This window comes from Streptomyces gelaticus (assembly GCF_014649535.1).
GTDB lineage: Bacteria > Actinomycetota > Actinomycetes > Streptomycetales > Streptomycetaceae > Streptomyces > Streptomyces gelaticus.
In genome coordinates this window covers 319345-342997 of sequence record NZ_BMTF01000006.1, presented here as the reverse complement: position 1 = coordinate 342997, position 23653 = coordinate 319345, and the positions used below count along the sequence as shown (strand labels likewise).

General features: G+C 70.2%; 19 protein-coding genes. 4 read left to right on the top strand and 15 right to left on the bottom strand.

What is annotated here, in order from left to right; translation table 11 throughout:
• Positions 1 to 38: 38 nt before the first annotated feature.
• The 9 genes from aroQ to IE107_RS12125 form a co-directional block, all read right to left on the bottom strand.
• Positions 39 to 479, bottom strand: a complete 441-nt coding sequence (gene aroQ / locus IE107_RS12165) for a type II 3-dehydroquinate dehydratase (RefSeq protein ID WP_114243499.1) — start codon at positions 477 to 479, stop codon at positions 39 to 41.
• On the bottom strand, positions 476 to 2122 hold the full coding sequence (gene aroB / locus IE107_RS12160; protein ID WP_189543738.1) for a 3-dehydroquinate synthase: 1647 nt from the start codon (positions 2120 to 2122) through the stop codon (positions 476 to 478). The genes aroQ and aroB overlap by 4 nt, the downstream gene beginning before the upstream one ends.
• The gene (gene aroC, locus IE107_RS12155) at positions 2119 to 3303 is read right to left on the bottom strand and encodes a chorismate synthase (protein WP_189543737.1); all 1185 of its coding nucleotides are present in this window, start codon (positions 3301 to 3303) and stop codon (positions 2119 to 2121) included. Before aroC ends, aroB begins: the two co-directional genes overlap by 4 nt.
• A gap of 147 nt (positions 3304 to 3450) precedes the next feature.
• Positions 3451 to 4287: a shikimate dehydrogenase gene (locus IE107_RS12150; RefSeq protein ID WP_189543736.1), complete on the bottom strand. Its 837-nt coding sequence runs from the start codon at positions 4285 to 4287 to the stop codon at positions 3451 to 3453.
• The gene (gene mltG, locus IE107_RS12145) at positions 4274 to 6004 is read right to left on the bottom strand and encodes an endolytic transglycosylase MltG (protein ID WP_189543735.1); all 1731 of its coding nucleotides are present in this window, start codon (positions 6002 to 6004) and stop codon (positions 4274 to 4276) included. Before mltG ends, IE107_RS12150 begins: the two co-directional genes overlap by 14 nt.
• A gap of 95 nt (positions 6005 to 6099) precedes the next feature.
• Entirely contained in the window at positions 6100 to 6573 is a 474-nt protein-coding gene (gene ruvX, locus IE107_RS12140; RefSeq protein ID WP_189543785.1) for a Holliday junction resolvase RuvX, read from the bottom strand.
• 8 nt (positions 6574 to 6581) lie between these two features.
• Positions 6582 to 9251 carry an alanine--tRNA ligase gene (gene alaS / locus IE107_RS12135; protein WP_189543734.1) on the bottom strand — a complete coding sequence of 890 codons (2670 nt, stop codon included), beginning with the start codon at positions 9249 to 9251 and terminating at the stop codon, positions 6582 to 6584.
• On the bottom strand, positions 9251 to 9613 hold the full coding sequence (locus IE107_RS12130; RefSeq protein ID WP_189543733.1) for a DUF6167 family protein: 363 nt from the start codon (positions 9611 to 9613) through the stop codon (positions 9251 to 9253). The genes alaS and IE107_RS12130 overlap by 1 nt, the downstream gene beginning before the upstream one ends.
• A gap of 7 nt (positions 9614 to 9620) precedes the next feature.
• On the bottom strand, positions 9621 to 10058 hold the full coding sequence (locus tag IE107_RS12125) for a DUF948 domain-containing protein (protein ID WP_189543732.1): 438 nt from the start codon (positions 10056 to 10058) through the stop codon (positions 9621 to 9623).
• Positions 10059 to 10270: 212 nt separating this feature from the next.
• Between IE107_RS12125 and IE107_RS12120 the strand changes: the two genes are divergently transcribed.
• Positions 10271 to 12463 carry an ATP-binding protein gene (locus tag IE107_RS12120; protein WP_373302428.1) on the top strand — a complete coding sequence of 731 codons (2193 nt, stop codon included), beginning with the start codon at positions 10271 to 10273 and terminating at the stop codon, positions 12461 to 12463.
• Between the two features lie 27 nt (positions 12464 to 12490).
• Here the strand turns inward: IE107_RS12120 and rpsD are convergent, their stop codons facing one another.
• Positions 12491 to 13105 (bottom strand): 30S ribosomal protein S4, encoded by a 615-nt coding sequence (gene rpsD / locus IE107_RS12115; protein ID WP_072484525.1) that lies wholly within the window; start codon positions 13103 to 13105, stop codon positions 12491 to 12493.
• 188 nt (positions 13106 to 13293) lie between these two features.
• On the opposite strand from rpsD, the gene IE107_RS12110 reads away from it, so the two are divergent.
• Complete coding sequence (locus IE107_RS12110) at positions 13294 to 13995, top strand: DUF2470 domain-containing protein (RefSeq protein WP_189543731.1); 702 nt, start codon at positions 13294 to 13296, stop codon at positions 13993 to 13995.
• A gap of 25 nt (positions 13996 to 14020) precedes the next feature.
• Here IE107_RS12110 and IE107_RS12105 read toward each other — a convergent pair whose 3' ends face one another.
• The 4 genes from IE107_RS12105 to IE107_RS12090 form a co-directional block, all read right to left on the bottom strand.
• Positions 14021 to 15403 carry a replication-associated recombination protein A gene (locus tag IE107_RS12105; RefSeq protein WP_189543730.1) on the bottom strand — a complete coding sequence of 461 codons (1383 nt, stop codon included), beginning with the start codon at positions 15401 to 15403 and terminating at the stop codon, positions 14021 to 14023.
• 69 nt (positions 15404 to 15472) lie between these two features.
• Positions 15473 to 16108 (bottom strand): vitamin K epoxide reductase family protein, encoded by a 636-nt coding sequence (locus IE107_RS12100; RefSeq protein ID WP_189543729.1) that lies wholly within the window; start codon positions 16106 to 16108, stop codon positions 15473 to 15475.
• Positions 16109 to 16559: 451 nt separating this feature from the next.
• Positions 16560 to 17822 carry a histidine--tRNA ligase gene (hisS, locus tag IE107_RS12095; RefSeq protein WP_189543728.1) on the bottom strand — a complete coding sequence of 421 codons (1263 nt, stop codon included), beginning with the start codon at positions 17820 to 17822 and terminating at the stop codon, positions 16560 to 16562.
• A gap of 12 nt (positions 17823 to 17834) precedes the next feature.
• Positions 17835 to 18521: an MBL fold metallo-hydrolase gene (locus tag IE107_RS12090; RefSeq protein WP_189543727.1), complete on the bottom strand. Its 687-nt coding sequence runs from the start codon at positions 18519 to 18521 to the stop codon at positions 17835 to 17837.
• A 148-nt stretch (positions 18522 to 18669) separates the two neighbouring features.
• On the opposite strand from IE107_RS12090, the gene IE107_RS12085 reads away from it, so the two are divergent.
• Both IE107_RS12085 and IE107_RS12080 read left to right on the top strand, forming a co-directional pair.
• Positions 18670 to 19464 (top strand): peptidylprolyl isomerase, encoded by a 795-nt coding sequence (locus IE107_RS12085; RefSeq protein ID WP_189543726.1) that lies wholly within the window; start codon positions 18670 to 18672, stop codon positions 19462 to 19464.
• A gap of 189 nt (positions 19465 to 19653) precedes the next feature.
• Positions 19654 to 20883 (top strand): DUF349 domain-containing protein, encoded by a 1230-nt coding sequence (locus IE107_RS12080; protein ID WP_189543725.1) that lies wholly within the window; start codon positions 19654 to 19656, stop codon positions 20881 to 20883.
• 63 nt (positions 20884 to 20946) lie between these two features.
• On the opposite strand, the gene IE107_RS12075 is transcribed toward IE107_RS12080, so the two are convergent.
• Complete coding sequence (locus IE107_RS12075) at positions 20947 to 23526, bottom strand: RelA/SpoT family protein (protein ID WP_189543724.1); 2580 nt, start codon at positions 23524 to 23526, stop codon at positions 20947 to 20949.
• Positions 23527 to 23653: the final 127 nt, after the last annotated feature.

The window sequence follows — 23653 nt, the reverse complement described above, 5'->3', positions numbered from 1 at the left end:
GGTGCCCGGCCGGCCGGGAATTCCGGTCGGTCAGTCGGTCAGTCGGTCAGCTCGTCCGCGAGGGCGCGCAGCGCGAGACGGTAGGAGCCGATGCCGAATCCGGCCACGGTCCCCGTGGCGACCGGCGCGACCACGGAATTGTGGCGGAATTCCTCCCGTGCGTACGGGTTCGAGATGTGCACCTCGATCAGCGGGGCGGTGCGCTGGGCCGCCGCGTCCCGCATCCCGTACGAGTAGTGGGTGAAGGCGCCTGGGTTGAGCACGACCGGAATTGAGCCGTCCGCCGCCTCGTGGAGCCAGCGGATCAGTTCGCCCTCGTCGTTGGTCTCGCGGACGTCGACGTCGAAGCCGAGCTCCTTGCCGAGCGCCTGACAGGTCTCGACGAGTCCGGCGTAGGACGTGGCACCGTACACATCCGGCTCGCGGGAGCCGAGCCGGCCGAGGTTCGGCCCGTTGAGGACGAGCACCCGGCGGGTCACGCCGACACCTCCCCGTAGGCGGCGAGCAGCACGGCCGGATCGGGGCCCTCCAGGACGGTGGGCTTGCCGAGGCCGTCGAGGACGATGAAGCGCAGCAGGTCGCCGCGGGACTTCTTGTCGACCTTCATGTTCTCCAGCAGCCTGGGCCACTGGTCGCCGCGGTAGGTGAGCGGCAGCCCGACGGACTCCAGGACGGTGCGGTGCCGCTCGGCCGTGGCGTCGTCGAGGCGTCCGGCCAGCCGGCCCAGCTCGGCGGCGAACACCATGCCGACCGAGACGGCCGCGCCGTGCCGCCACTTGTAGCGCTCGTTCTTCTCGATGGCGTGGGCCAGGGTGTGGCCGTAGTTGAGGATCTCGCGCAGTCCCGACTCCTTCAGGTCGCTGGAGACGACCTCGGCCTTGACTCTGATGGCGCGCTCGATCAGCTCGGCGGTGTGCGGTCCGGTGGGCGTACGGGCGCCTTCCGGGTCCGCCTCGACGAGGTCGAGGATGGCCGGGTCGGCGATGAAACCGGCCTTGATGACCTCGGCCATGCCGCTGACGTAGTCGTGGACGGGCAGCGAGTCCAGCGCCGCGAGGTCGCAGAGGACCCCGGCCGGCGGGTGGAAGGCGCCGACGAGGTTCTTGCCCTCGGCGGTGTTGATGCCGGTCTTGCCGCCGACCGCCGCGTCGACCATGCCTAGCACGGTCGTCGGTACGGCGATCCAGCGCACCCCACGCAGCCAGCTCGCCGCGACGAATCCGGCCACGTCGGTGGTGGCTCCGCCGCCGACGCCGACGATCACGTCGGTACGGGTGAAGCCGGTCTGGCCGAGCGCCTTCCAGCAGTACGCCGCGACCTCGACGGTCTTGGCCTCCTCGGCGTTCGGCAGCTGGATCGCGATGGCCTCGTAGCCCTGCTCGGCGAGGTCCTGGCGGACCGCCTCACCGGTCTCGGCGAGCGCCTCGGGGTGCAGCACCGCGACGCGCTTGGCACGGTCGCCGATGAGCGAGGGCAGCTCGCCCAGCAGCTGTCGGCCGACCAGCACCTCGTACGGGTCGGTGCCCGCACTGCCTGCGATCGGGATGCGGGTGGGGGCCTGCTCGGTCATGGCTGTGTTCTCCCGGCCGGGGGCGACGGGGTCGTCCGCGCTCTCCGGCAGTTCCAGTGCGTCGAGGACCGCCTGGGCGACCTCTTCGGGGGTGCGCTCGTCGGTGGCGACGGTCACCCGGGCCACCTCGGTGTACAGGTGCCGGCGGGCGTTCATCAGCTCGCGCCACTGCCGGCGCGGGTTGACCGCGAGGAGCGGGCGGGCGGTGTTCAGGCCGACCCGCCTGACCGCCTCCTCGACCTCCATCGAGAGATAGACGACGGGGCGGCCGGCGAGCAGGGCGCGCGTCGTGTCGTCGAGCACGGCGCCGCCGCCGAGGGAGAGGACACCCGTGTGCTCGGCGACGGCGGTGTGCACCGCCTGCCGCTCCAGCTCGCGGAAGTGCTCCTCGCCCTCGTCGTAGAAGATCTCCGGGATCGGCTTGCCGGCCGTGGCCACGACGTCCGCGTCGGTGTCCCGGTAGCCGGTGCCGAGCCGGTCGGCGAGCAGCTCACCGACCGTGGACTTGCCTACGCCCATCGGGCCGACGAGGACGATCAGCGGGCCGCTCATCGGATCCGGAGGTGGTCGAGGTACGACTGCACGTTGCGGCGGGTCTCGGCGACGCTGTCGCCGCCGAACTTCTCCGCGACGGCGTCGGCCAGGACCAGCGCGACCATCGCCTCGGCGACGATGCCCGCGGCCGGAACCGCACAGACATCGGAGCGCTGGTGGTGGGCCTTGGCGGGTTCGCCGGTGACGACGTCGACGGTGGCGAGTGCGCGCGGCACGGTGGCGATGGGCTTCATCGCGGCACGGACCCGCAGCAGCTCGCCGGTGGTAAGGCCGCCCTCGGTTCCGCCGGAGCGGCCGGAGGCGCGCTTGATGCCGTCCTCGGTGGCCAGGATCTCGTCGTGCGCCTTGGAGCCGGGGACCCGGGCCAGGTCGAAGCCGTCGCCGACCTCGACCCCCTTGATGGCCTGGATGCCCATGAGGGCGGCGGCGAGCCGGGCGTCGAGCCGGCGGTCCCAGTGGACGTGCGAGCCGAGGCCGACGGGCACACCGTACGCCAGCACCTCGACGACGCCGCCGAGGGTGTCGCCGTCCTTGTGGGCCTGGTCGATCTCGGCGACCATCTCCTTGCTCGCGTCTGCGTCCATGCAGCGCACCGGGTCGGCATCGAGCCGCTCGACGTCGGCGGGCGTCGGGTAGACGCCGTAGGGCGCCTTGGCCGCGGCCAGCTCGACGACATGGCTGACGATGTCGATGCCCGCGGTCTCCTTGAGGTAGGAGCGCGCGACGGCACCGAGTGCGACGCGGGCCGCCGTCTCCCGGGCGCTGGCGCGCTCCAGGATCGGCCGAGCCTCGTCGAAGCCGTACTTCTGCATGCCCGCGAGGTCGGCGTGGCCGGGCCTCGGGCGGGTCAGCGGGGCGTTGCGGGCCAGCTCGGCCAGCTCGGCGGGGTCGACCGGGTCGGCCGCCATGACCTGCTCCCACTTGGGCCACTCGGTGTTGCCGACCATCACGGCGACCGGGGAGCCCATGGTGAGGCCGTGGCGCACCCCGCCGAGGAAGGTGACCTCGTCCTTCTCGAACTTCATCCGCGCACCGCGGCCATAACCGAGCCGCCGCCGGGCGAGTGCGTCCGCCACCATCTCCGTGGTGATCGGGACGCCGGCGGGAAGACCCTCCAGCGTCGCCACGAGTGCGGGGCCGTGGGACTCCCCCGCGGTCAGCCAGCGCAACCTGCTCAACGGTGCTCCTCATGCTCGCGCCTGGAACTGCGACGGCGCGACCGGGTGCGCGGCCCTGGCCCGCCGCCTTCGATCCTCCCACGACCGGGGGCCCGGACAGGCCGCCGGTCCAGCAGACGGACGGATCGAACGGGCGGGCGCGAGGGTTCAGCGGGCGGCGAGCGCCGCTTCACCGGCCCGCCGCATGGCCGCGAGCGGTGCGGGGGCACGGCCGGTCATCTGCTCGACCTGGAGGACGGCCTGGTGCACCAGGAGATCGAGACCTCCGACCACTGCGCCGCTCCGGGCCGTCCAGGAGGCGGCGAGGCGGGTGGGCCAGGGCTCGTAGAGCACATCGAAGAGCGTGCCGGGCCGCTCCGGGACGGCGGCGGCCAGGGCGTCCGTGGCACCGGCCGGGGTGGTGGCGACGACCAGCGGGGCGCGCAGCGCCTGCTCGGCCTCCGCCCAGTCGGCGATCCGGACGTCCACGCCGAGGCGTTCGCCCCAGCCGCGCATCTCCTGGCCCCGCTCCCGGCTGCGGACGTATGCCGTGACCGGTCCCGTGCAGATCCCGGACAGCGCGGCGAGCGCCGAGGAGGCGGTCGCGCCGGCGCCGAGGACGGCGGCGGACCCGGTCTTCTCCACCCCGCGTTCGCGCAGCGCGGCGATCATCCCCGGGATGTCGGTGTTGTCGCCGGCCAGCCGGCCGTCCTCGGTGCGGACGACGGTGTTGACGGCCTCCACCGATGACGCGGTCTCGCTGACGGAGTCCAGCAGCGGAATGACCGCCCGCTTGAGCGGCATGGTCAGCGAGAGCCCGGCCCACTCGGCGCCGAGTCCCCGGACGAATCCGGGCAGCGCGGCCTCGTCGACCTCGAACCGGTCGTACGTCCAGCCGGTGAGGCCGAGTTCGGCGTACGCGGCCCGGTGCAGCACCGGGGAGAGCGAGTGCGCGATGGGCGAACCGAGGACGGCCGCCCGGCGGGGTCCGTCATCCGAGGCCATGCTGTTCCTTGAACTTGTCGTTGAGCTTCTCGTGCTCGGCGACCGTCTTGGTGAACTGGGTCTTCTTGCCGTCGAGCGAGATGAAGAACATCCAGCCGTCGCTGGTGGGCCTGAGCGTGGCCCGCAGGGCCTCGTCGCCCGGATTGCTGATCGGCCCCGGCGGCAGGCCCTCGTGGTAATACGTGTTGTACGGGTCCGGGTTGGTCCGGATCTCGTCCGACCCGATCTTGATCTTGCTCTGGTTCTTGAGGTAATTGAACGCGGAGTCGAATTCGAGCTTGCGGTTCGTGGCGACGTTGTCGGGCTTCAAGCGGTTGTAGGCGACTTCGGCCATCTTGCGGAAGTCGTCGTGCGTGAGCCCCTCCGCCTGGACCAGGCTCGCGACCGTGAGTACCTGCCAAGGACCGTCCAGCTTGTACTTCTTGGCCGTTCCCTCGAGGTCGAGCTTGTCGTACTCCTCGTTGGCGCGGGAGACCATCTTCTTCAGAAGGGTCTCCGGCTTGGTTTCCTTGGTGACCGGGTAGGCGGCCGGGTAAAGGAATCCCTCCAGCGGGTCCTTGATGTCCTTGTTCTTGCTCACCCAGTCGGGCAGACCGAGTTCGGAGGCATCGGACTTGGCGATGCCCTTGGTGGTGCCCTTCTTGAGGCCCAGCTTCTTGTCGACCAAGTCGTACACGGCGACATTGCGGAAACCCTCGGGAATCACCAGAAGATTCTGGCTCTTCGGGTCGACCATCATCTTCACGGCCTCGGCCGCGGACATCTTCTCGTGGAGGAGATAGACGCCGGCCTGGATCGACTTCCCCTTGGGGTTCTCGCTCTGCGCGGAGACGAACGCGTCGACGCTCTTGACGACACCCTTCTGCTTCAGGATGTTGCCGATGTCGGAGCCGAAGGCTCCCTTGGGGATCTCCACCTCGACCGACCCCGAGCCGCTGCCGGCGTAGTCGGGTGCCGCGCCGAACCTGTCCTTCCAGTACGAGTAGCCGAAGTAGCTCACCCCGCCGAGACCGCCGACCAGGACCAGCGAGACGACCAGGCAGGCGCAGCCGCTGCGGCTCTTCTTCTTGCCCTTGCCGCGGCGCTCGTTGGCGCCCCGGCTGCCGCGGCGCGACTCGCGCGGGTCGTCGTCGTACTCGTCGTCGTTGTCGCCCCCCTTGTCGTCACCGTCGTCGGCGCCCGTGAAGAAGGGGTGGGTCTCCTCCGGCTGGACCTCCGGGTCCCAGTCCGGACGGTCGTCCGTCGGTGCCTGCTGGGGAGCGGCCTCACGACGGCCCGGGGGCTGCGGCGGCGGATAGGCCTCCGGCGTGCCGTAGTAGTCGTGCGTCTCGCTGTAGCCCCCCTGCCCGCCGCCGTACGGGTCGGCGGCCGGCTGGGGGTCGTACGGCGTCGCGGCCGTCTGCTGCCCGGTGTCCCAGCCGCCGTTGTCGTACTGCGGCTGCTGGGATTGCTGGGGCTGCTGCGCATACGGGTCCTGCGGGACCCCGTAGCCGGGCTGCTGCTGATACTGCTGCTGGGCGTACGGGTCCTGCTGCTGCGGCTGCTGCGGCTGCTGCGGCTGCTGCGGCTGCTGCGCGTAAGGATCGTAGGGCTGCTGCCGGCCGCCGTACTGGCTCTGGCCGTGGGAGGACTGCTGCCCTCCCCATCCCTGGTCCCCGTACAACGGGTCCTCGGGATGCCACGGTTCGGAGCCGGGGCCCCGGCCATACTCAGTCATCGATCCCCTAGAGCCGCGAGACGACATTCCGTCTCTTGCTGTGCGGTGTTTGTTCGAAGCACCGCCGCATCGCGCGGAACGTTACCGTATCGCGATCAGACAACCACTTCGACGCCTTCGCCGGGGGCCCGGCCCGAGGCCCGTTCGGACTCCAGAGCGTTCTGAAGGATCACCACAGCGGCAGCTTGGTCGATGACGGATCGGCCTTTCTTGGACTTCACGCCCGAAGCGCGCAGCCCCTGACTGGCCGTCACTGTGGTCATCCTCTCGTCCACCAACCGCACCGGAACGGGCGCGACCGAGCGGGCGACCTCCTGTGCGAAGAGCCGGATCTTGGCGGCGGCGGGTCCTTCACCGCCACCGAGGGACCGCGGCAGGCCGATGATGATCTCGATCGGCTCGTACTCCTCGACGATCTGCCCGAGCCGCCGGTGGGCCGCCGGGACATCACGTCCCGGAACGGTCTCCACCGGCGTGGCGAGGATCCCGTCGGGGTCGCACGAGGCGACCCCGATCCGGGCGTCCCCGACATCGATCGCGAGACGACGACCGCGGCGCATCTGCGTCATTCCCGTCGTCACGCCGTCTCGGTGACGAGGCGTTCGACGGCGGACACGGCGGCGCCGATGGCCTCGGGGTCCTGGCCGCCGCCCTGGGCGACGTCCGGCTTGCCGCCGCCACCGCCACCGAGGGTCTTGGCCGCGGTGCGGACCAGGTCACCGGCCTTGAGACCGCGCTCGCGGGCGGCCTCGTTGGTGGCGATGACGGTCAGCGGGCGGCCGTTGGCCGTGGTGAACAGGGCCACGACGGCCGGGCGGCCTCCCTGGATGCGGCCACGGACGTCGAGAACGAGCTTGCGCAGGTCGTCGGCGGACGTGCCGTCGGGCACCTGGCCGGTGACCAGGGCGACGCCGCGTACGTCCTTGGCGGACTCGGCCAGTCCGGCGGCGGCCTGGAGGACCTTCTCCGCGCGGAACTTCTCGATCTCCTTCTCGGCGTCCTTCAGCTTGCCGAGCATTCCGGCGATCTTCTCCGGGAGCTCCTCGGGACGCCCCTTGACCAGCTCCTGGAGCTGGGCGACGACCGTGTGCTCCTTGGCGAGGAAGTTGTACGCGTCGACGCCGACGAGGGCCTCGATACGCCGCACACCGGAGCCGATGGACGACTCTCCGAGCAGCTTCACCAGGCCCAGCTGGGCGGTGTTGTGGACGTGCGTACCGCCGCAGAGCTCCTTGGAGAAGTCGCCGATGGTGACGACCCGGACCCGCTCCCCGTACTTCTCGCCGAACTCGGCGATGGCGCCCTGCTTCTTGGCCTCGTCGATCGACATGACCTCGGCCTGGACGTCGAGTTCGCGCGAGAGCACGTCGTTGATCTTCTGCTCGACGTCGGTCATGACCGAGCCGGGAACGGCGTTCGGCGAGCCGAAGTCGAAGCGGAAGCGGCCGGGCTGGTTCTCGGAACCGGCCTGGGCGGCCGTCGGGCCGAGTGCGTCGCGCAGGGCCTGGTGCGTGAGGTGCGTGGCGGAGTGGGCGCGGGCGATGGCGCGGCGGCGCTTGACGTCGATCGAGGCGAAGACCGGAGCGCCGACGGTGACCTCACCGACCTGGACGACGCCCTTGTGGACGTGGACGCCGGGCACCGGCTTCTGGACGTCGCGGACCTCGATGACGGCGCCGGTGTCGAGCCTGATCCGGCCCTGGTCGGCGATCTGGCCGCCGCCCTCGGCGTAGAACGGGGTGCGGTCGAGGACGACCTCGACCTCGTCGCCCTCGGACGCGGCCGGGGAGGACACTCCGTCGACGAGGAGGCCGACGATGGTCGACTCCCCCTCGGTGGCGGTGTAGCCGGTGAAGTCGGTGGTGCCGGAGTTGTCGGCGACCTCGCGGTAGGCGGACAGGTCGGCGTGACCGGTCTTCTTGGCGCGGGCGTCCGCCTTGGCGCGCTCCCGCTGCTCCCTCATCAGGCGGCGGAAGCCCTCCTCGTCCACCGAGAGGCCCTGTTCGGCGGCCATCTCCAGGGTGAGGTCGATCGGGAAGCCCCAGGTGTCGTGGAGCAGGAACGCCTTGTCACCGGCGAGGACCTTGCCACCGGCGGCCTTGGTCTCGGTGACGGCGGTGTCGAGGATGTTGGTGCCGCCCTTGAGCGCCTTGAGGAAGGCGGCCTCCTCGGCGAGGGCGACGGTCTCGATGCGCTTGCGGTCGGTGATCAGCTCCGGGTACTGCTGCCCCATCGTCTCGATCACGACGTCGACCAGGTCCTTGACCACCGGTCCGTCGGCACCCATCAGGCGCATGTTGCGGACGGCACGGCGCATGATGCGGCGCAGGACGTACCCGCGGCCCTCGTTGCCCGGCGTCACGCCGTCGCCGATGAGCATCACGGAGGTACGGATGTGGTCGGCGACCACACGCATCGAGACGTCGGAGTCGTGCTTGTCGCCGTAGCGGACACCGGTCAGCTCGGTGGCCTTGTCCATGACGACGCGCAGGGTGTCGGTCTCGTACATGTTCTGTACGCCCTGCAGGATCATGGCGAGGCGTTCCAGGCCCAGACCCGTGTCGATGTTCTTCGACGGCAGATCGCCGAGGATCGGGAAGTCCTCCTTGCCGTCACCGGCGCCGCGCTCGAACTGCATGAAGACCAGGTTCCAGATCTCCACGTACCGCTCGTCGTTGACGGCCGGGCCGCCCTCGACGCCGAACTCGGGGCCGCGGTCGTAGTTGATCTCGGAGCAGGGACCGCAGGGGCCGGGGACGCCCATGGACCAGAAGTTGTCCTTCTTGCCCAGGCGCTGGATGCGCTCGGCGGGAACGCCGATCTTCTCGCGCCAGATCTGCTCGGCCTCGTCGTCGTCGAGGTAGACCGTGATCCACAGCCGCTCGGGGTCGAGGCCGTAGCCGCCCTCCGCCACGGAGTTGGTCAGCAGCTCCCAGGCGTAGCTGATGGCCCCTTCCTTGAAGTACTCACCGAAGGAGAAGTTGCCGCACATCTGGAAGAACGTGCCGTGCCGGGTGGTCTTGCCGACCTCTTCGATGTCGGGCGTACGCACGCACTTCTGCACGCTGGTGGCGCGCGGGGCCGGCGGCTTGGTCTCACCGAGGAAGTACGGCTTGAAGGGGACCATGCCCGCGTTGACGAGCAGCAGAGTCGGGTCGTCCGCGATGAGCGACGCCGAAGGGACGACGGTGTGACCGCGCTCCTCGAAGAAGCTCAGCCAGCGGCGACGAATTTCAGCCGACTCCATCAGTGGTCCTCATTCCGGTTGTACGACGTGTAGGGGAGCTTGCGGTACTTGGTGGCCTCGAGAGACCTGTCGGGTCCGACGGGCTCGGACGCCTCGACGACGAAGTGCGGCCGGACCGGGAGGTCCTGATCGACCGGTGCCGCCAGGCCCAGCACCTCGCCCAGTTCGGCTTCGCGGCGGGCCATGGACTCACGGACGTCCAGGGCGAAGTCCTTGAGCTTGTGCCCCGTCTCGATCGCCCGGTCGGCGGCCTGCGCCGCAAGGCTCTCGGGGGTCAGCTGCTTGAGCTTCCGGTTGACCTTGGCGGTGGCCCAGACACCGGCGGCGGCGCCGGCGGTGAACCAGAACGTACGGCGGAACATGGCTGCGTCAGTCCTTCGATCCGCGGGAACTTCTGCCGTCGCGCTTCCTGCCGCGCGCGGAAGGCACGGTGCGGCCGACGATCACCGAACGGCGGGCGGGTTCCGGTTCGGGGGTGGCCTTGCGGCCGATGGCCCGCCGCACCCCGTAGCCGAACGCGGCGACCTTGACGAGCGGGCCGCCGAAGGTCGAGGCGACGGTGGTGGAGAGCGCGGAGGCGTTCGAGGTGACTTCCTGGACGTCCGACGCGATCGCGTCGACCTTGTCGAGCTGGGTCTGCGCGGAACGCACGGTGGCGGAGGCGTCGGCGAGCAGGGGGACGGCCTGCTCGGTCACGTCCGCCACGAGCTTGGTGGTCGCCCTGAGCGTCTGGGCCAGCCTCACCAGCACGACGGCGAGGAACGAAACCAGGATCGCCCAGAAGACGGCCACCAGAATCCCGGCCACCTCTCCACCGGACACAGTGCACCGCTCTCTAGCTTGTCGCTGTCTCTGTCTGTCTCTGCTCGGTCCGGCGACGGCCGCCGCAACAGCCGATCGTCGTCCCTTGAGCCTATCGCGCCGGTGGTCGCACCCCGTACCGCATTCCCGGCGGGAAGGGCGGCGTTGCCATAAGGCGATTGTACGGAGAGCATTCCTGCCAGTACTCTGCGTGTTTCATGCGACGCCCCCAGCGCCCCATTCCGTCCCCCCACGGTCCGAGCGCCCCCACCACCCTCGGAAACCTCCCGGCGGAACTGAGCAGTTTCGTGGGACGCGAGAACGAACTCGTCCGTCTCGCTCAACTACTGGACGAGTCCAGGCTCGTCACCATGGTCGGTGTCGGCGGCGTGGGCAAGACCCGCTGCGCCGCCCGGATCGCCGCGCTTCTGGAGAAACGGTACTGCGACGGTGTCCGGATGGCCGAGCTCTCCGACACCCATGACCCCGAACTGCTGGAACACGCCCTGGTCGACGCCCTGGCGCTCACCGATCACACCAGCAGACCGCCCCGCACGACCCTCGTCGAACATCTGGCCGGGCGCCGGCTCCTGCTGGTGATCGACGGCTTCGAACACCTCGTGGACGCCTGCGCCGGACTGGTACGAGAACTGCTGCGCCGGGCCCCGGGGCTGCGGGTGCTGGCCGTCGGGCGGCTGCCGCTGGAACTGGACGGAGAACGCGTCTTCCCGCTCGCACCGATGACGGACGAGGACGCGATGCTGCTCTTCACGGAGCGGGCCGTCGCCGTACAGCCGGATTTCCGGCTGACCGACGACAACCGCGAGACCACCCGTGAGCTGTGCCGCCGCCTGGACGGAATCCCCCTTGCCCTGGAACTCGCCGCCGGGAGGCTGCGCGCCCTGTCCACCGTCCAGGTGCTGCAACGTCTGGACGACCGCTTCCGGCTGCTGACCGGTTCGAGCCGCAGCGCGCTGGCACGTCATCAGACGCTGCGTACCGCCATCGGCTGGAGCCATGAACTCTGCGCCCCCGAGCAGCGGCTGCTCTGGGCGCGGCTCTCGGTGTTCGCCGGGCAGTTCGACCTGGAGGCCGTCGAATACATCTGCAGCGGTGCCGGTCTGCCGGCCGAGTCGGTGCTCGATGTGCTCTCCGGGCTGCTGGCGCAGTCCGTCGTGCTGCGCGAGGACTCGGCGCAGGGCACCCGCTACCGGATGCTGGACACGGTCCGGGAGTACGGCGCCGAGTGGCTGGCGGCCACCGATGACACGGACCGGCTGCGGCGCCGCCACCGGGACTGGTACCTGGGGCTCGCGACCTGGTGCGAACTCGACTGGTTCAGCCCACGGCAGGCCGAGGTGGCGGCCCGGGCCGAGAGCGAGCTGCCGAACCTGCGGCGGGCGATGGAATGTTCGCTGGAGAGTCCGGGCGAGGCCCATCTCGCGCAGTATCTGGCGGGCACCCTGTGGTTCCTCTGGGTGGGCTGCGGACGGCTCTCGGAAGGCCGGCACTGGCTGGACCATGTACTGGAGGAGGACACCCCGTACGACTCCTCGCGGCTGAAGGCGCTGTGGGTGCTCGGGCACGTGGCCGTGCTCCAGGGCGATCCGATCGGTGCGGTGTCCGCGCTGCAGGAGTGCCGGGACGAGGCGGACCGGGCCGGCGACCCCACGGCGCTCGCGTACGCGGTGCACCGGATGGGATGTCTGGCGCTGGTCACCGACGACATGGCACGGGCAGAGGAGCTGCTGGGCGACGCGCTGCGCCGCTACCGGGAGCTCGGCGAGCTGAACAGCAACGTCCTGATGGCCCAGATCGAGCTCGCGATGGCGGTCGGATTCAACGGGGATCCGGACGGGGCGGCCGCCATCTGCGAAGAGGTCAAGGAGATCTGCGAGGACCACGGGGAGCGCTGGGCCCTGTCGTACGCGCTGTACGTGCTGGCCTTCACGGCCCTCCAGCACGGTCGGCCGGACCGGGCCCGGGAACTGCTCGGGCAGTCGCTGGTGATCAGCCACACCTTCCACGATCTGCTCGGATCGGTGCTCGCCCTGGAGCTGCTGGCGCTGGTCACGGCCGTCGAGGGCGATGCGGCGGAGGCGGCGGTGCTCCAGGGGGCCGCGGACCGGATCTGGCCTTCGGTGGGACTGCCGCTGTTCGGATCGGCGCAGTACGGGCAGCCCCGGGTCCGCTGCGAGGAGCTGGCCCGCCGGGAGCTCGGTGACGACCGCTACGAGTCGGGGCTGCGTACGGGCGGACAGCTGGATACGGACGCGGCGGTGGCCAGGGCTCTGGCGAGCGTCCCGGCGGACCGCCCGGAGACCCCGGAGCGACGGCCGGGGACGCCGTCGGGCCCCGGGAAGAACGCGGAGGCCCGCCGCCTCCCGTACATCCGGGAGGGGCGGGCCTGAGCGCTGGTGAGAGCGGCTGCGCCCGGATCAGCGGGCGTAGTACTCGACGACGAGCTGCTCGTCGCAGATGACGGGGATTTCCTTGCGGTTCGGGTCCCGGTCAAGGCGGAAGGCCAGGGCCTTCAGGTTCACCTGCAGGTAGCGCGGGGTCTCGCCGTCGGGGGCGTAGCCACCCTCGCGGGCCACCTGGAAGGGGTGCTTGTCGCGGCTGCGCTCCCGAACCATCACGATGTCGTCGGGACGGACGCGGAACGACGGCTTGTCGACCTTGCCACCGTTGACCTCGATGTGGCCGTGCACGACCATCTGACGGGCCTGGTAGATGGTGCGGGCGATGCCCGAACGCAGGACCAGCGCGTCGAGACGGCGCTCGAGCTCGACGACCAGCGCCTCGCCCGTCTTGCCCTCGGCCTTCTTGGCGCGGTCGTACGCGCGCGCCATCTGGCGCTCGCTGATGTCGTACTGGGCACGCAGACGCTGCTTCTCCAGCAGACGGACCTTGTAGTCCGAGTTCTGCTTGCGGCCACGGCCGTGCTCGCCCGGCGGGTAGGGGCGGGCCTCGAAGTACTTGACGGCCTTCGGCGTCAGCGCGATGCCGAGCGCGCGGCTCTTCTTGACCTTGGGACGCGACTGGTTAGGCACGTTCTCCAGACCTCCATTGTAGGTTAGGTTAGGCTCACCTTACTTAAGGAGATCGCATGTCTCGCCCGGGGAACACCAGTCACATCACGGACAGCACTGACAGCGTCGACACCCCTTGGAGTGCCGATACGACGGAGGACCGATCAGATCGTGGTCAGCCGCGTCCCGGCGGGCTTGAAATCACTCGGATGCCGTCAGCAGCCGAGCGCACACGAACTCTCGTACAGAGTACCTGCTCGTCGGTACTGCTCGCCCCCGGGCTGGACGAGGCCGACTCGGTCCGGCTGATGCCGGTGGCCAGGAGCGTGGGGCCGGACGGGGATCTGTTCCTGGAACTCCCCGCGGATTCCCCGGTCGTACGGGCCGCGGTGCAGGCCGAGGACGACGGGCCGACCGCCGTGCTGGAGATCACGGACGTCGCCCCGGTCTCCGTCCCGCACCGCGTCCGGGGCCGCGCGTGGGTCTCGGGCCGGCTCACCGCCGTACCCGGCATGTCCGGGCCCGGCCGGATGATGCTCCGGCTGGAGACGGAGGAGGCGTACGTCGACGATCTGTGGGGCGCGCAGGAGGTCGGGCCGGAGGAATTCCGGGACGCGGAACCCGATCCGCTGACCGGGTACGAGACCGAGCTGCTCCAGCATCTGCACGCGGGGCACGGCGAGCAGCTGGCGTCACTGTGCGGGCTGCTGGGCGAACGGGCGGGCGGTCGCTGCCCGGCCCGTCTGCCGTCCGTCGTGCCGCTGGCGCTGGATCGGTACGGGCTGCGGGTGCGGCTGTGCGAGGCCGGGGGACGGTGCTACGACGCGCGCTTCGAGTTCCCCGCCCCGGTACGGGACGTCGTCGAACTGCGCCAGGCCATGTACGCCCTCTTCGAGGCGGCGGGGCATTGAACGGGGGCGCGGCTGCCGCCCGCCCTCAGCCCTCGGACGGCCCGGAGCCGCCGTCGCCGGCCGCGCGGCCGAGCCGCTCGCGGACCCGCTCCACCACATCGGCGTAGCGCGCCTCCGCGCCGTAGCGCGTGGGCTGGTAGTAGTGCTTGTCGCGCACCGCCTCCGGGGCGTACTGCTGGGCGGCGATCCCGCCGGGGACATCGTGCGGATACACATAGCCCTGGGCATGGCCCAGCTTGGCGGCGCCCTTGTAGTGGCCGTCGCGCAGATGCGCCGGGACCGGGCCCGCGAGCCCCTTCCGTACGTCCTCCTGGGCAGCGAAGATCGCCAGCGTCGCCGCGTTGGACTTGGGGGCGAGGGCCAGCGCGATCGTGGCATGGCTCAGGGTGAGCGCCGCCTCGGGAAAACCGATCATGGCGACCGCCTGGGCGGCCGCGACGGCGGTGGGCAGCGCCGTGGGGTCGGCGAGCCCGATGTCCTCGCTGGCCGAGATCATCAGCCGCCGGGCGATGAACCGGGGGTCCTCCCCCGCCTCGATCATCCGGGCCAGATAGTGCAGCGCGGCATCCACGTCGGAACCGCGGATGGACTTGATGAGCGCGCTCGCCACGTCGTAGTGCTGGTCGCCGTCCCGGTCGTACTTGACGGCCGCGCGGTCGACGGTCTCCTCCAGGGTCAGGAGAGTGATCTCCTTCTCCTGCTTGGACAGCGCGGCACCGGCCGCGGCCTCCAGGGCCGTCAGGGCCCGGCGGGCGTCGCCTCCCGCGATCCGCAGCAGATGCGCCTCGGCCTCCTCCGGCAGCGTCACCGCGCCGCCGAGCCCGCGCTCGTCGGACAGAGCCCGCCTGAGCAGGCCGCGCAGATCGTCGTCGGTGAGCGATTCCAGGGTGAGCAGCAGCGAGCGGGAGAGCAGGGGCGAGATGATCGAGAAGTACGGATTCTCGGTGGTCGCCGCGATCAGCGTCACCCAGCGGTTCTCCACGGCCGGCAGCAGGGAGTCCTGCTGCGCCTTGGAGAAGCGGTGGATCTCGTCGAGGAAGAGGACGGTCTCCTTGCCGTAGCCACCGGTGGCGCGGCGGGCGCCCTCGATGACGGCCCGCACCTCCTTGACGCCCGCGGTGATCGCGGAGAGCTCGACGAAGCGCTTGTTGGTGGCCTTGCTGACCACGTAGGCCAGGGTCGTCTTCCCGATGCCGGGCGGGCCCCAGAGGATCACCGACGACGGGCCGGCCGGCCCGCCGTTCCCCTCGCCGACGAGGCGGCGCAGCGGCGAGCCCGGCTTGAGCAGATGCTGCTGGCCGACGACCTCGTCGAGGGTACGGGGGCGCATCCGGACCGCCAGTGGGCTGCTGGACGGGTCCTTCTCCTGGCGGTCTTCGGCGGCTGCGGTAAAGAGGTCGGGCTCCACGATTTGAAGCCTATGCCACGGCACCGACATCCCTGCCGGGCCCGGTCGCCCGGGAGAGGCCGGCGCCTGTCAGCTGGTCCAGAAGTCCCACCAGCGGGTCAGGATCAGCATGCCGATGATGCCGGTCCACAGGACCGGCGGCACCCAGTGGAACTCCGTCAGGCCGTTGCGCAGCCAGTTCGGCGCGGGAATGATCCGGTGCTCGATGTTGTGCGTGGTGACGTAGCAGAACATGAAGATCGTGGCGACCCAGGCCAGGCAGCACCAGAGGCAGAGCGAGTTGATGTTGTAGAGCGACTGGTACTGGAGCCAGGTGCAGAAGCCGACGCCGAACAGTGTGCCGGCGTTCATCCCGAGCCAGTACCAGCTGCGGAAGCGGGCGCCCGCGAGCAGCGCCAGCCCGATCCCGATGATCACGGGGTAGGTGGCCATGCCGAGCATCGGGTTCGGGAAGCCGAAGGCGGCCGCCTGCTCGCTCTTCATGATGTTGCCGCACGCGACAACAGGGTTGAGGCTGCAACCCGGTGTGAAGTTGGGGTCTTCCAGCAGCTTGAACTTGTCGATCGTGATGATCCAGGCGGCGAGGAGTCCGGCGGCGCCGGTGATCACCAACAGCAGTGCGAGCCCCCGGCTGCCGCCGATGGTCCTGTTCCCGCCGTCCTCGTCCTGTTCGGAGGAGGGATGGTCAACCGCTGCAGTCGTCATATCGCCGTTCCATCAGTGAGTGGGCTGCTGGGCACGGTCATTGTGCCGCACCATGGCACCGGCCCTCTGTTCGATGGACATAAAGATGACTCAAGTTCTGCGCACGGCCGGTGCGGAGCTCAGGGGTCGGGAAGAGGCTCCGTGCGATGACCGGACTCGCGGCGGAGGTGCGCGGCCCGGGGAAGCCGGGTGGCCGGCCGACCGGCGCCGACGCCCGGACCTGCGCATCCGCAGGCGAAGGGGTCGGGATCCCGGCATCGGCCAGGGCAGGGAGGAGCAGGACCGCGGAAGCCGTGACGAGGGCACCGGGCCGGTGCTCGGCAGGGCCCCACCACCCTGGGCATTCCCAAGTTGACATCACTCGGAGGTATGAATCCGTACTCGCCGAGTTGACGCGATGGCTGACGGGGGCGGCCGGCGGAACGAAGTCCGCCGGCGCCTCCCACACGACCTAGGCCAGACGCTCGCGGATCGTCCCGGCCACTTCGGTCAGGGGCACGGGCGTCTGCTCGCCGGACTCCATGTCCTTGAGCTGGACGAGGCCCTCGGCGAGGTCCCGCTCGCCCGCGACGATCGTGAAGCGGGCTCCCGACCGGTTCGCGCTCTTCATCGCGCCCTTGAGGCCCCGGTTCCCATAAGCGAAGTCCGCCGCCACGCCCTCCCGGCGCAGCTGCGTGACGATGCCGAAGAGCACCCGGCGGGCCTCCTCGCCGAGCGGCACCGCGAAGACGCTGGTGGCGTCGGGCAGTTCGAGCTCGATGCCCTCCGCCTCCAGTGCGAGCACCGTACGGTCCACGCCGAGCGCCCAGCCGACCGACGGGAGCGCCGGTCCGCCGATCATCTCGGACAGACCGTCGTAGCGGCCGCCGCCGCCCACCGCGGACTGCGAGCCGAGCCCGTCGTGGACGAACTCGAAGGTGGTGCGGGTGTAGTAGTCGAGGCCGCGGACGAGCTTCTCGTCGTCCTCGTACACCACACCGGCCGCGGAGAGCAGGTCGCGCACCTCCTCGTGGTACGCCTTGCAGGCGTCGCAGAGGTAGTCGCGCAGCACCGGGGCGCCGGCCAGCTGCTTCTGCACCTCGGGCCGCTTGTCGTCGAGAACCCGGAGCGGGTTGATCTCGATGCGGCGGCGGGTCTCCTCGTCCAGGTCGAGCTCGCGCAGGAAGCCCTGGAGAGCGTCGCGGTAGACGGGGCGGCACTCCTTGTCGCCCAGCGAATTGAGCAGGATGCGGAAGTTCCGCAGGCCCAGCGCGCGGTACGCCTGGTCGGCCAGAATGATCAGCTCGGCGTCCAGCGCCGGGTCCTCGGCGCCGATCGCCTCGGCGCCGACCTGCGAGAAGTGCCGGTAGCGGCCCTTCTGCGGGCGCTCGTAGCGGTAGTACGAGCCGGAGTACCAGAGCTTCACGGGCAGATTGCCGAGCTTGTGGAGGTTGGCCTCCAGTGCGGCGCGGAGCACGGAGGCGGTGCCCTCGGGGCGCAGTGCCAGCTGGGAGCCGCCCTTGGTGGTGAGGGTGTACATCTCCTTGGTCACGATGTCGGTGGACTCACCGACACCGCGCGAGAAGAGGGCGACGTCCTCGAAGCCGGGGGTCTCGATGTAGCCGAAGCCGGAGTTCTTCAAGGGCGCGGCGATGGCCTCGCGCACCGCGAGGTACTTGGCGGAATCCGGCGGGGTCAGGTCGTACGTGCCCTTGGGGGCCTTGAAAGTGCTCACGGGATGTTCTCGTCACATTCCTCGTCGGGGCGCGTCCATGCCGTTCAGGAACGGATTCGAGGCGCGCTCGCGGCCGATGGTCGTCTGGGGGCCGTGGCCGGACAGCACCACGGTCGAGTCGTCGAGCGGCAGGCACACACGCGCCAGCGACTCGAGCAGCTCGGCGTGGTCGCCGCCGGGCAGGTCGGTGCGTCCGACGGAGCCGGCGAAGAGCAGGTCGCCCGAGAAGAGGATCTGCGGAACATCCGCGGCCTCGGGCATCCTGAACGTCACCGACCCCTTGGTATGGCCGGGCGCATGCGCGACACCGAACTCCAGACCGGCCAGCTTCAGCCGGGCGCCGTCGCTCAGTTCCTTGACGTCGTCCGGCTCCCCGATCGTCAGCTCGCCCATGAGCGGCATCCCGATGGAGCGGCCGAGGGCCTTCTCCGGGTCGCTCATCATGAACCGGTCCTCCGGGTGGATCCAGGCGGGGACGTCGTGCGCGCCGCACACCGGGACGACCGAGGCGACATGGTCGATGTGGCCGTGGGTCAGTACGACGGCGACGGGCTTCAGCCGATGCTTCTTCAGCGCTTCCTCGACTCCGGCCGCGGCCTGGTGGCCCGGGTCGATGATCACGCACTCCTCGCCTGCGGCCGGGGCGACCAGATAGCAGTTGGTCCCCCAGGCCCCTGCGGGGAACCCGGCAATGAGCACGATCGTCCTTAATGGTCGTCCGACGCGGATCGCGACTGAGAAGGTCGCGGCAGTTCAGAGCCTACCGGCGCTCCTCATTCCACAGCTAACCCATATACGGTACGGGGCAGCCAAGGCCCCATCACACGACCTACAAGGAGATCACCCGGTGGTCAGCAGCGATCAGCGGCGGCGGCAGCTCGCCAGGGAGAAGTTCGAGCGGCAGCAGCAGCGCCGGGAGGAGGCCCGCCGCAGGACGAGGCGGCTGACGGTCGTCATCGCGTCCACGGTCGCCGTGGTGGCGGTCATAGGTGTCGGCTCCTACCTCGCCCTCGGCGACGACGGCAAGAAGGACAAGGCGGACGCCGCCGCGAGTTCGAGCCCGTCGGCCGACGCGTCGCCGAAGGAGAAGGAGAGCAAGGCGCCCGAGCCCGCGATGAAGATCGACAAGAAGGCCGGGTACAAGATGTCGCTCAAGACGAGCCAGGGCGACATCGCGTTCACCATGGACGCGGCGAAGACCCCGCACACCACGAACTCCTTCAAGTCGCTCGCCGACAAGGGTTTCTTCAACGGCACGAAGTGCCACCGGCTGACCACGCAGGGCATCTTCGTGCTGCAGTGCGGCGACCCCAAGGGCGACGGCACGGGCGGCCCCGGCTACACGATCCCGGACGAGAACCTGACCGCACTGGGCAAGGCGGGCAAGGACGGCACGGTCACCTACCCGGCCGGCACGGTGGCGATGGCGAACACCGGCCAGCCGCACACCGGTGGCAGCCAGTTCTTCCTGGTGTACAAGGACAGCAAACTGCCGCCCACCTACACCCCGTTCGGCACGATGGACGACGCCTCGCTGAAAGCCGTCAAGGACATCGGTGCGGCGGGCGCGGCGGGTGGTGCCCCAGACGGTGCGCCGAAGAAGGAAGTGAAGATCACGAAGGCGGCTGTCGACAAGTCGTGACCGGCCCGGGCCGGCCGGCCGGAGAGGGCGAGCGCGGGCCGGATTTATTTCGGCCGCGCTGAGTGCGGACAGCCGGGCGGCCGGTCGCCTAGATTGGCGTTGTGCAGGGCGGGCGCTGCCCGCCCCAGGAAACTGTGGACGATGCCAGGGGGGCGAACCCCCTCGCGGGCATCAGGTGGAGGAGGCGCTGTGAGCAGCGACCCGTGGGGCCGTGTCGATGAGACCGGCACCGTGTACGTGCGGACAGCCGACGGCGAGCAGGTCGTCGGATCGTGGCAGGCGGGTTCCCCCGAGGAGGCTCTGGCCTACTTCGAGCGCAAGTACGAGGGCATTGTGGTCGAGATCGGCCTCCTCGAACGGCGGGTGAAGACCACAGACCTGTCGGCGAAGGACGCGACGACCGCCATCGAGCATCTGCGTCTGCAGGTGGACGAGCATCACGCCGTCGGTGACCTCGACGCGCTGCGCAAGCGGCTCGACGCGCTCGTCGCGACGGTCGACTCGCGGCGCGAGGAGCGCAAGGCCCAGAAGGCGAAGCAGACCGACGAGGCGAAGCACGCCAAGGAGGCCCTGGTCACCGAGGCCGAGGAGCTGGCGCAGAGCGAGCAGTGGCGCTCCGCGGGCGAGCGACTCCGTGCGCTCGTCGACACGTGGAAGAGCCTGCCGCGGCTCGACCGCAAGTCCGACGACGAGCTGTGGCACCGCTTCTCGCACGCCCGCTCGGCGTTCTCCAAGCGCCGCAAGGCCCACTTCGCATCGCTGGACGCCCAGCGCGAGGAGGCCCGCAAGGCCAAGGAAAAGCTGGTCGTCGAGGCGGAGTCGCTCTCCGGTTCCACGGACTGGGGGGCCACGGCCGCCCGCTACCGCGACCTGATGACGGAGTGGAAGGCGGCGGGCCGCGCCCAGCGCGAGGCCGAGGACGACCTCTGGAACCGCTTCCGCGGTGCCCAGGACATCTTCTTCGCCGCCCGCAGCGAGGTCTTCGCCGAGCGGGACGCGGAGCAGGGCGAGAACCTCAAGCTCAAGGAGGAGCTCGCGGTCGAGGCCGAGCGGCTGGTGCCGGTGAAGGACCTGAAGGCGGCCAGGGCCGCGTTCCGGGCCATCAACGAGCGCTGGGAGGCCATCGGCCACGTACCGCGTGACGCCCGCCCGAAGGTCGAGGGGCGGATGCACGCGGTGGAGCGGGCGCTCCAGGAGGCCGAGGAGTCGGAGTGGCGGCGGACGAACCCCGAGGCGCGTGCGCGCGCCGCGGGTCTGACCGGTCAGCTCCAGGCCGCCGTGGACAAGCTGCGTACGCAGATCGACACGGCCCGTGCCTCGGGCAACAACGCCCGCGCCGACAAGCTGGCCAAGGAGCTGGAGGGCCGGCAGGCACTCCTGGACCAGGCGCTCAAGGGCCTTGAGGAGTTCGGCGGCTGAGACCGGGCACCACGAGGAAGGGGCTCCCGTACATGGCGTACGGGGGCCCCTTTCGCATGTGTGTCACGGCCTGCGGGCCGAGGTCACCCGATAGACGTCGTAGACGCCCTCCACGCCCCGTACCGCCTTCAGTACGTGGCCGAGGTGCTTCGGGTCGCCCATCTCGAAGGTGAAGCGCGAGGTGGCCACCCGGTCCCGGGAGGTCTGGACGGCCGCCGACAGGATGTTGACGTGCTGGTCGGACAGGACGCGGGTGACGTCCGAGAGCAGCCTGGACCGGTCGAGGGCCTCGACCTGGATGGCGACCAGGAAGACCGAGGACTGGGTCGGCGCCCACTCCACATCCAGGATCCGCTCCGGCTGCTGCGACAACGAGTCGACGTTGACACAGTCGGCGCGGTGCACGGAGACACCGCTGCCCCGGGTGACGAAGCCGATGATCGGGTCGCCGGGGACGGGCGTGCAGCAGCGGGCCAGTTTGACCCAGACGTCCTCGACGCCCTTGACGACCACGCCCGGATCGGCGCTGGAGCGGCGCTTGTTGCGGCTGCGCGAGGGCGGCGAGCTCTCGGCGATGTCCTCGTTGGCCTCGTCCTCGCCGCCGAGCGCCTGGACCAGCTTCTGCACGACTCCGGCGGCCGCGACATGGCCCTCGCCGATCGCCGCGTACAGGGACGAGATGTCGGGGTAGCGCATCTCGTGGGCGAGGGTGACCAGGGAGTCACCGGTGAGGATGCGCTGGATCGGCAGGTTCTGCTTGCGCATGGCGCGCGCGATGGCGTCCTTGCCCTGCTCGATCGCCTCGTCGCGGCGCTCCTTGGAGAACCAGGCACGGATCTTGTTGCGGGCGCGGGGGGACTTGACGAAGCCCAGCCAGTCCCGGGAGGGTCCGGCGCCGGCCGCCTTGGAGGTGAAGACCTCCACCAGATCGCCGTTGTCGAGCGTGGATTCGAGCGGTACGAGCCGCCCGTTGACCCGTGCTCCTATCGTCCGGTGGCCGACCTCCGTGTGCACCGCGTACGCGAAGTCGACCGGGGTCGCGCCCGCGGGCAGCGCTATGACGTCGCCCTTGGGCGTGAAGACGAAGACCTCGTTGCGGGAGAGGTCGAAGCGCAGCGACTCCAGGAACTCGCTGGGGTCCTCGGTCTCCTTCTGCCAGTCCAGGAGCTGGCGCAGCCACGCCATGTCGTTGACGGTGTCCTGGCGCGCGCCCTTGCCGGGGCTCTTGGGCACGTCGGTGCGCACCTTGGAGGCGCCCGCGACGGCCTCCTGCTTGTACTTCCAGTGCGCGGCGATGCCGTACTCGGCACGGCGGTGCATGTCAAAAGTGCGGATCTGCAGCTCGACGGGCTTGCCGCTGGGACCGATCACCGTCGTGTGCAGCGACTGGTACATGTTGAACTTGGGCATCGCGATGTAGTCCTTGAACCGGCCGGGGACCGGATTCCATCGCGCGTGGACGGTGCCGAGCGCCGCGTAGCAGTCGCGGACGGTGTCGACGAGGACCCTGATGCCCACCAGGTCGTAGATCTCGGCGAAGTCCCGGCCCCGCACGATCATCTTCTGGTAGACGCTGTAGTAGTGCTTCGGCCGTCCCGTGACGGTGGCCTTGATCCGGGCGGCGCGCAGGTCGGCCTGGACCTCGTCGGTCACTATGGCGAGGTATTCGTCGCGCTTGGGCGCCCGCTCGGCGACCAGGCGCACGATCTCGTCGTACATCTTGGGGTAGAGGATCGCGAAGGCGAGGTCCTCCAGCTCCCACTTGATGGTGTTCATGCCCAGGCGGTGCGCCAGCGGGGCATAGATCTCCAGCGTCTCGCGGGCCTTCTTCTCCTGCTTCTCCCGCTTGAGGTAGCGCATGGTGCGCATGTTGTGCAGCCGGTCGGCGAGCTTGATGACCAGGACCCGGGGGTCCTTGGCCATGGCGACGACCATCTTGCGTACCGTCTCGGCCTGGGCGGCCTCGCCGAACTTGACCTTGTCCAGTTTGGTGACGCCGTCGACGAGCAGGGCGACCTGGTCGCCGAAGTCACGGCGCAGGGTGTCCAGGCCGTACTCGGTGTCCTCCACCGTGTCGTGCAGCAGCCCGGCCATCAGCGTGGCCGGGTCCATGCCCAGCTCGGCGAGGATGGTCGTGACGGCGAGCGGATGCGTGATGTACGGATCGCCGCTTTTGCGCTTCTGTCCCCGGTGCCAGCGCTCGGCGACCTGGTACGCGCGCTCGACCTGGCGCAGCGTGGCCGTCTCGATCTTGGGGTCGTTGCTGCGGACGATGCGCAGCAGCGGTTCGAGCACCGGGTTGTACGGGCTGGAGCGCTGGACGCCGAGGCGGGCCAGCCTGGCCCTCACCCGGTTGGAAGAACCGCCGGAGCGGGTAGTGGGGGCGCTCGGCGGCACCGGCCTGGCCGCGGGCTTCGCGGGAGGCTTCGGGGCGGACGCGGCCGGGGAGGCGGGTGCGGCCGGCTGTACGGGGGAGGCGGGCGCTCCTCCGGGGGCCGCGGTGCCCGTCCGGTGCGGGCCCCTGCCGGGCTCGGGGGCCGGGGGCTTCTGCTTGTCCGCAGGCTGCTTCTTCCCGGGCGTGGCTGGGGCCGCCGCGGGCTTGTCGGGCTGCGGGGCGGCGACTGGCTGGGCCTCGTCTGGCAAGAGCGCTCCTCGTGCGGATCCGGGTACCCGGAGAGGCCATCGTATCGACCCTGCGGCCGGTCCTCCCTCGGGGACCGTGAGACTCCTGACAACGCCGGACGGGCACCCGATTGTTCCCGGGTGCCCG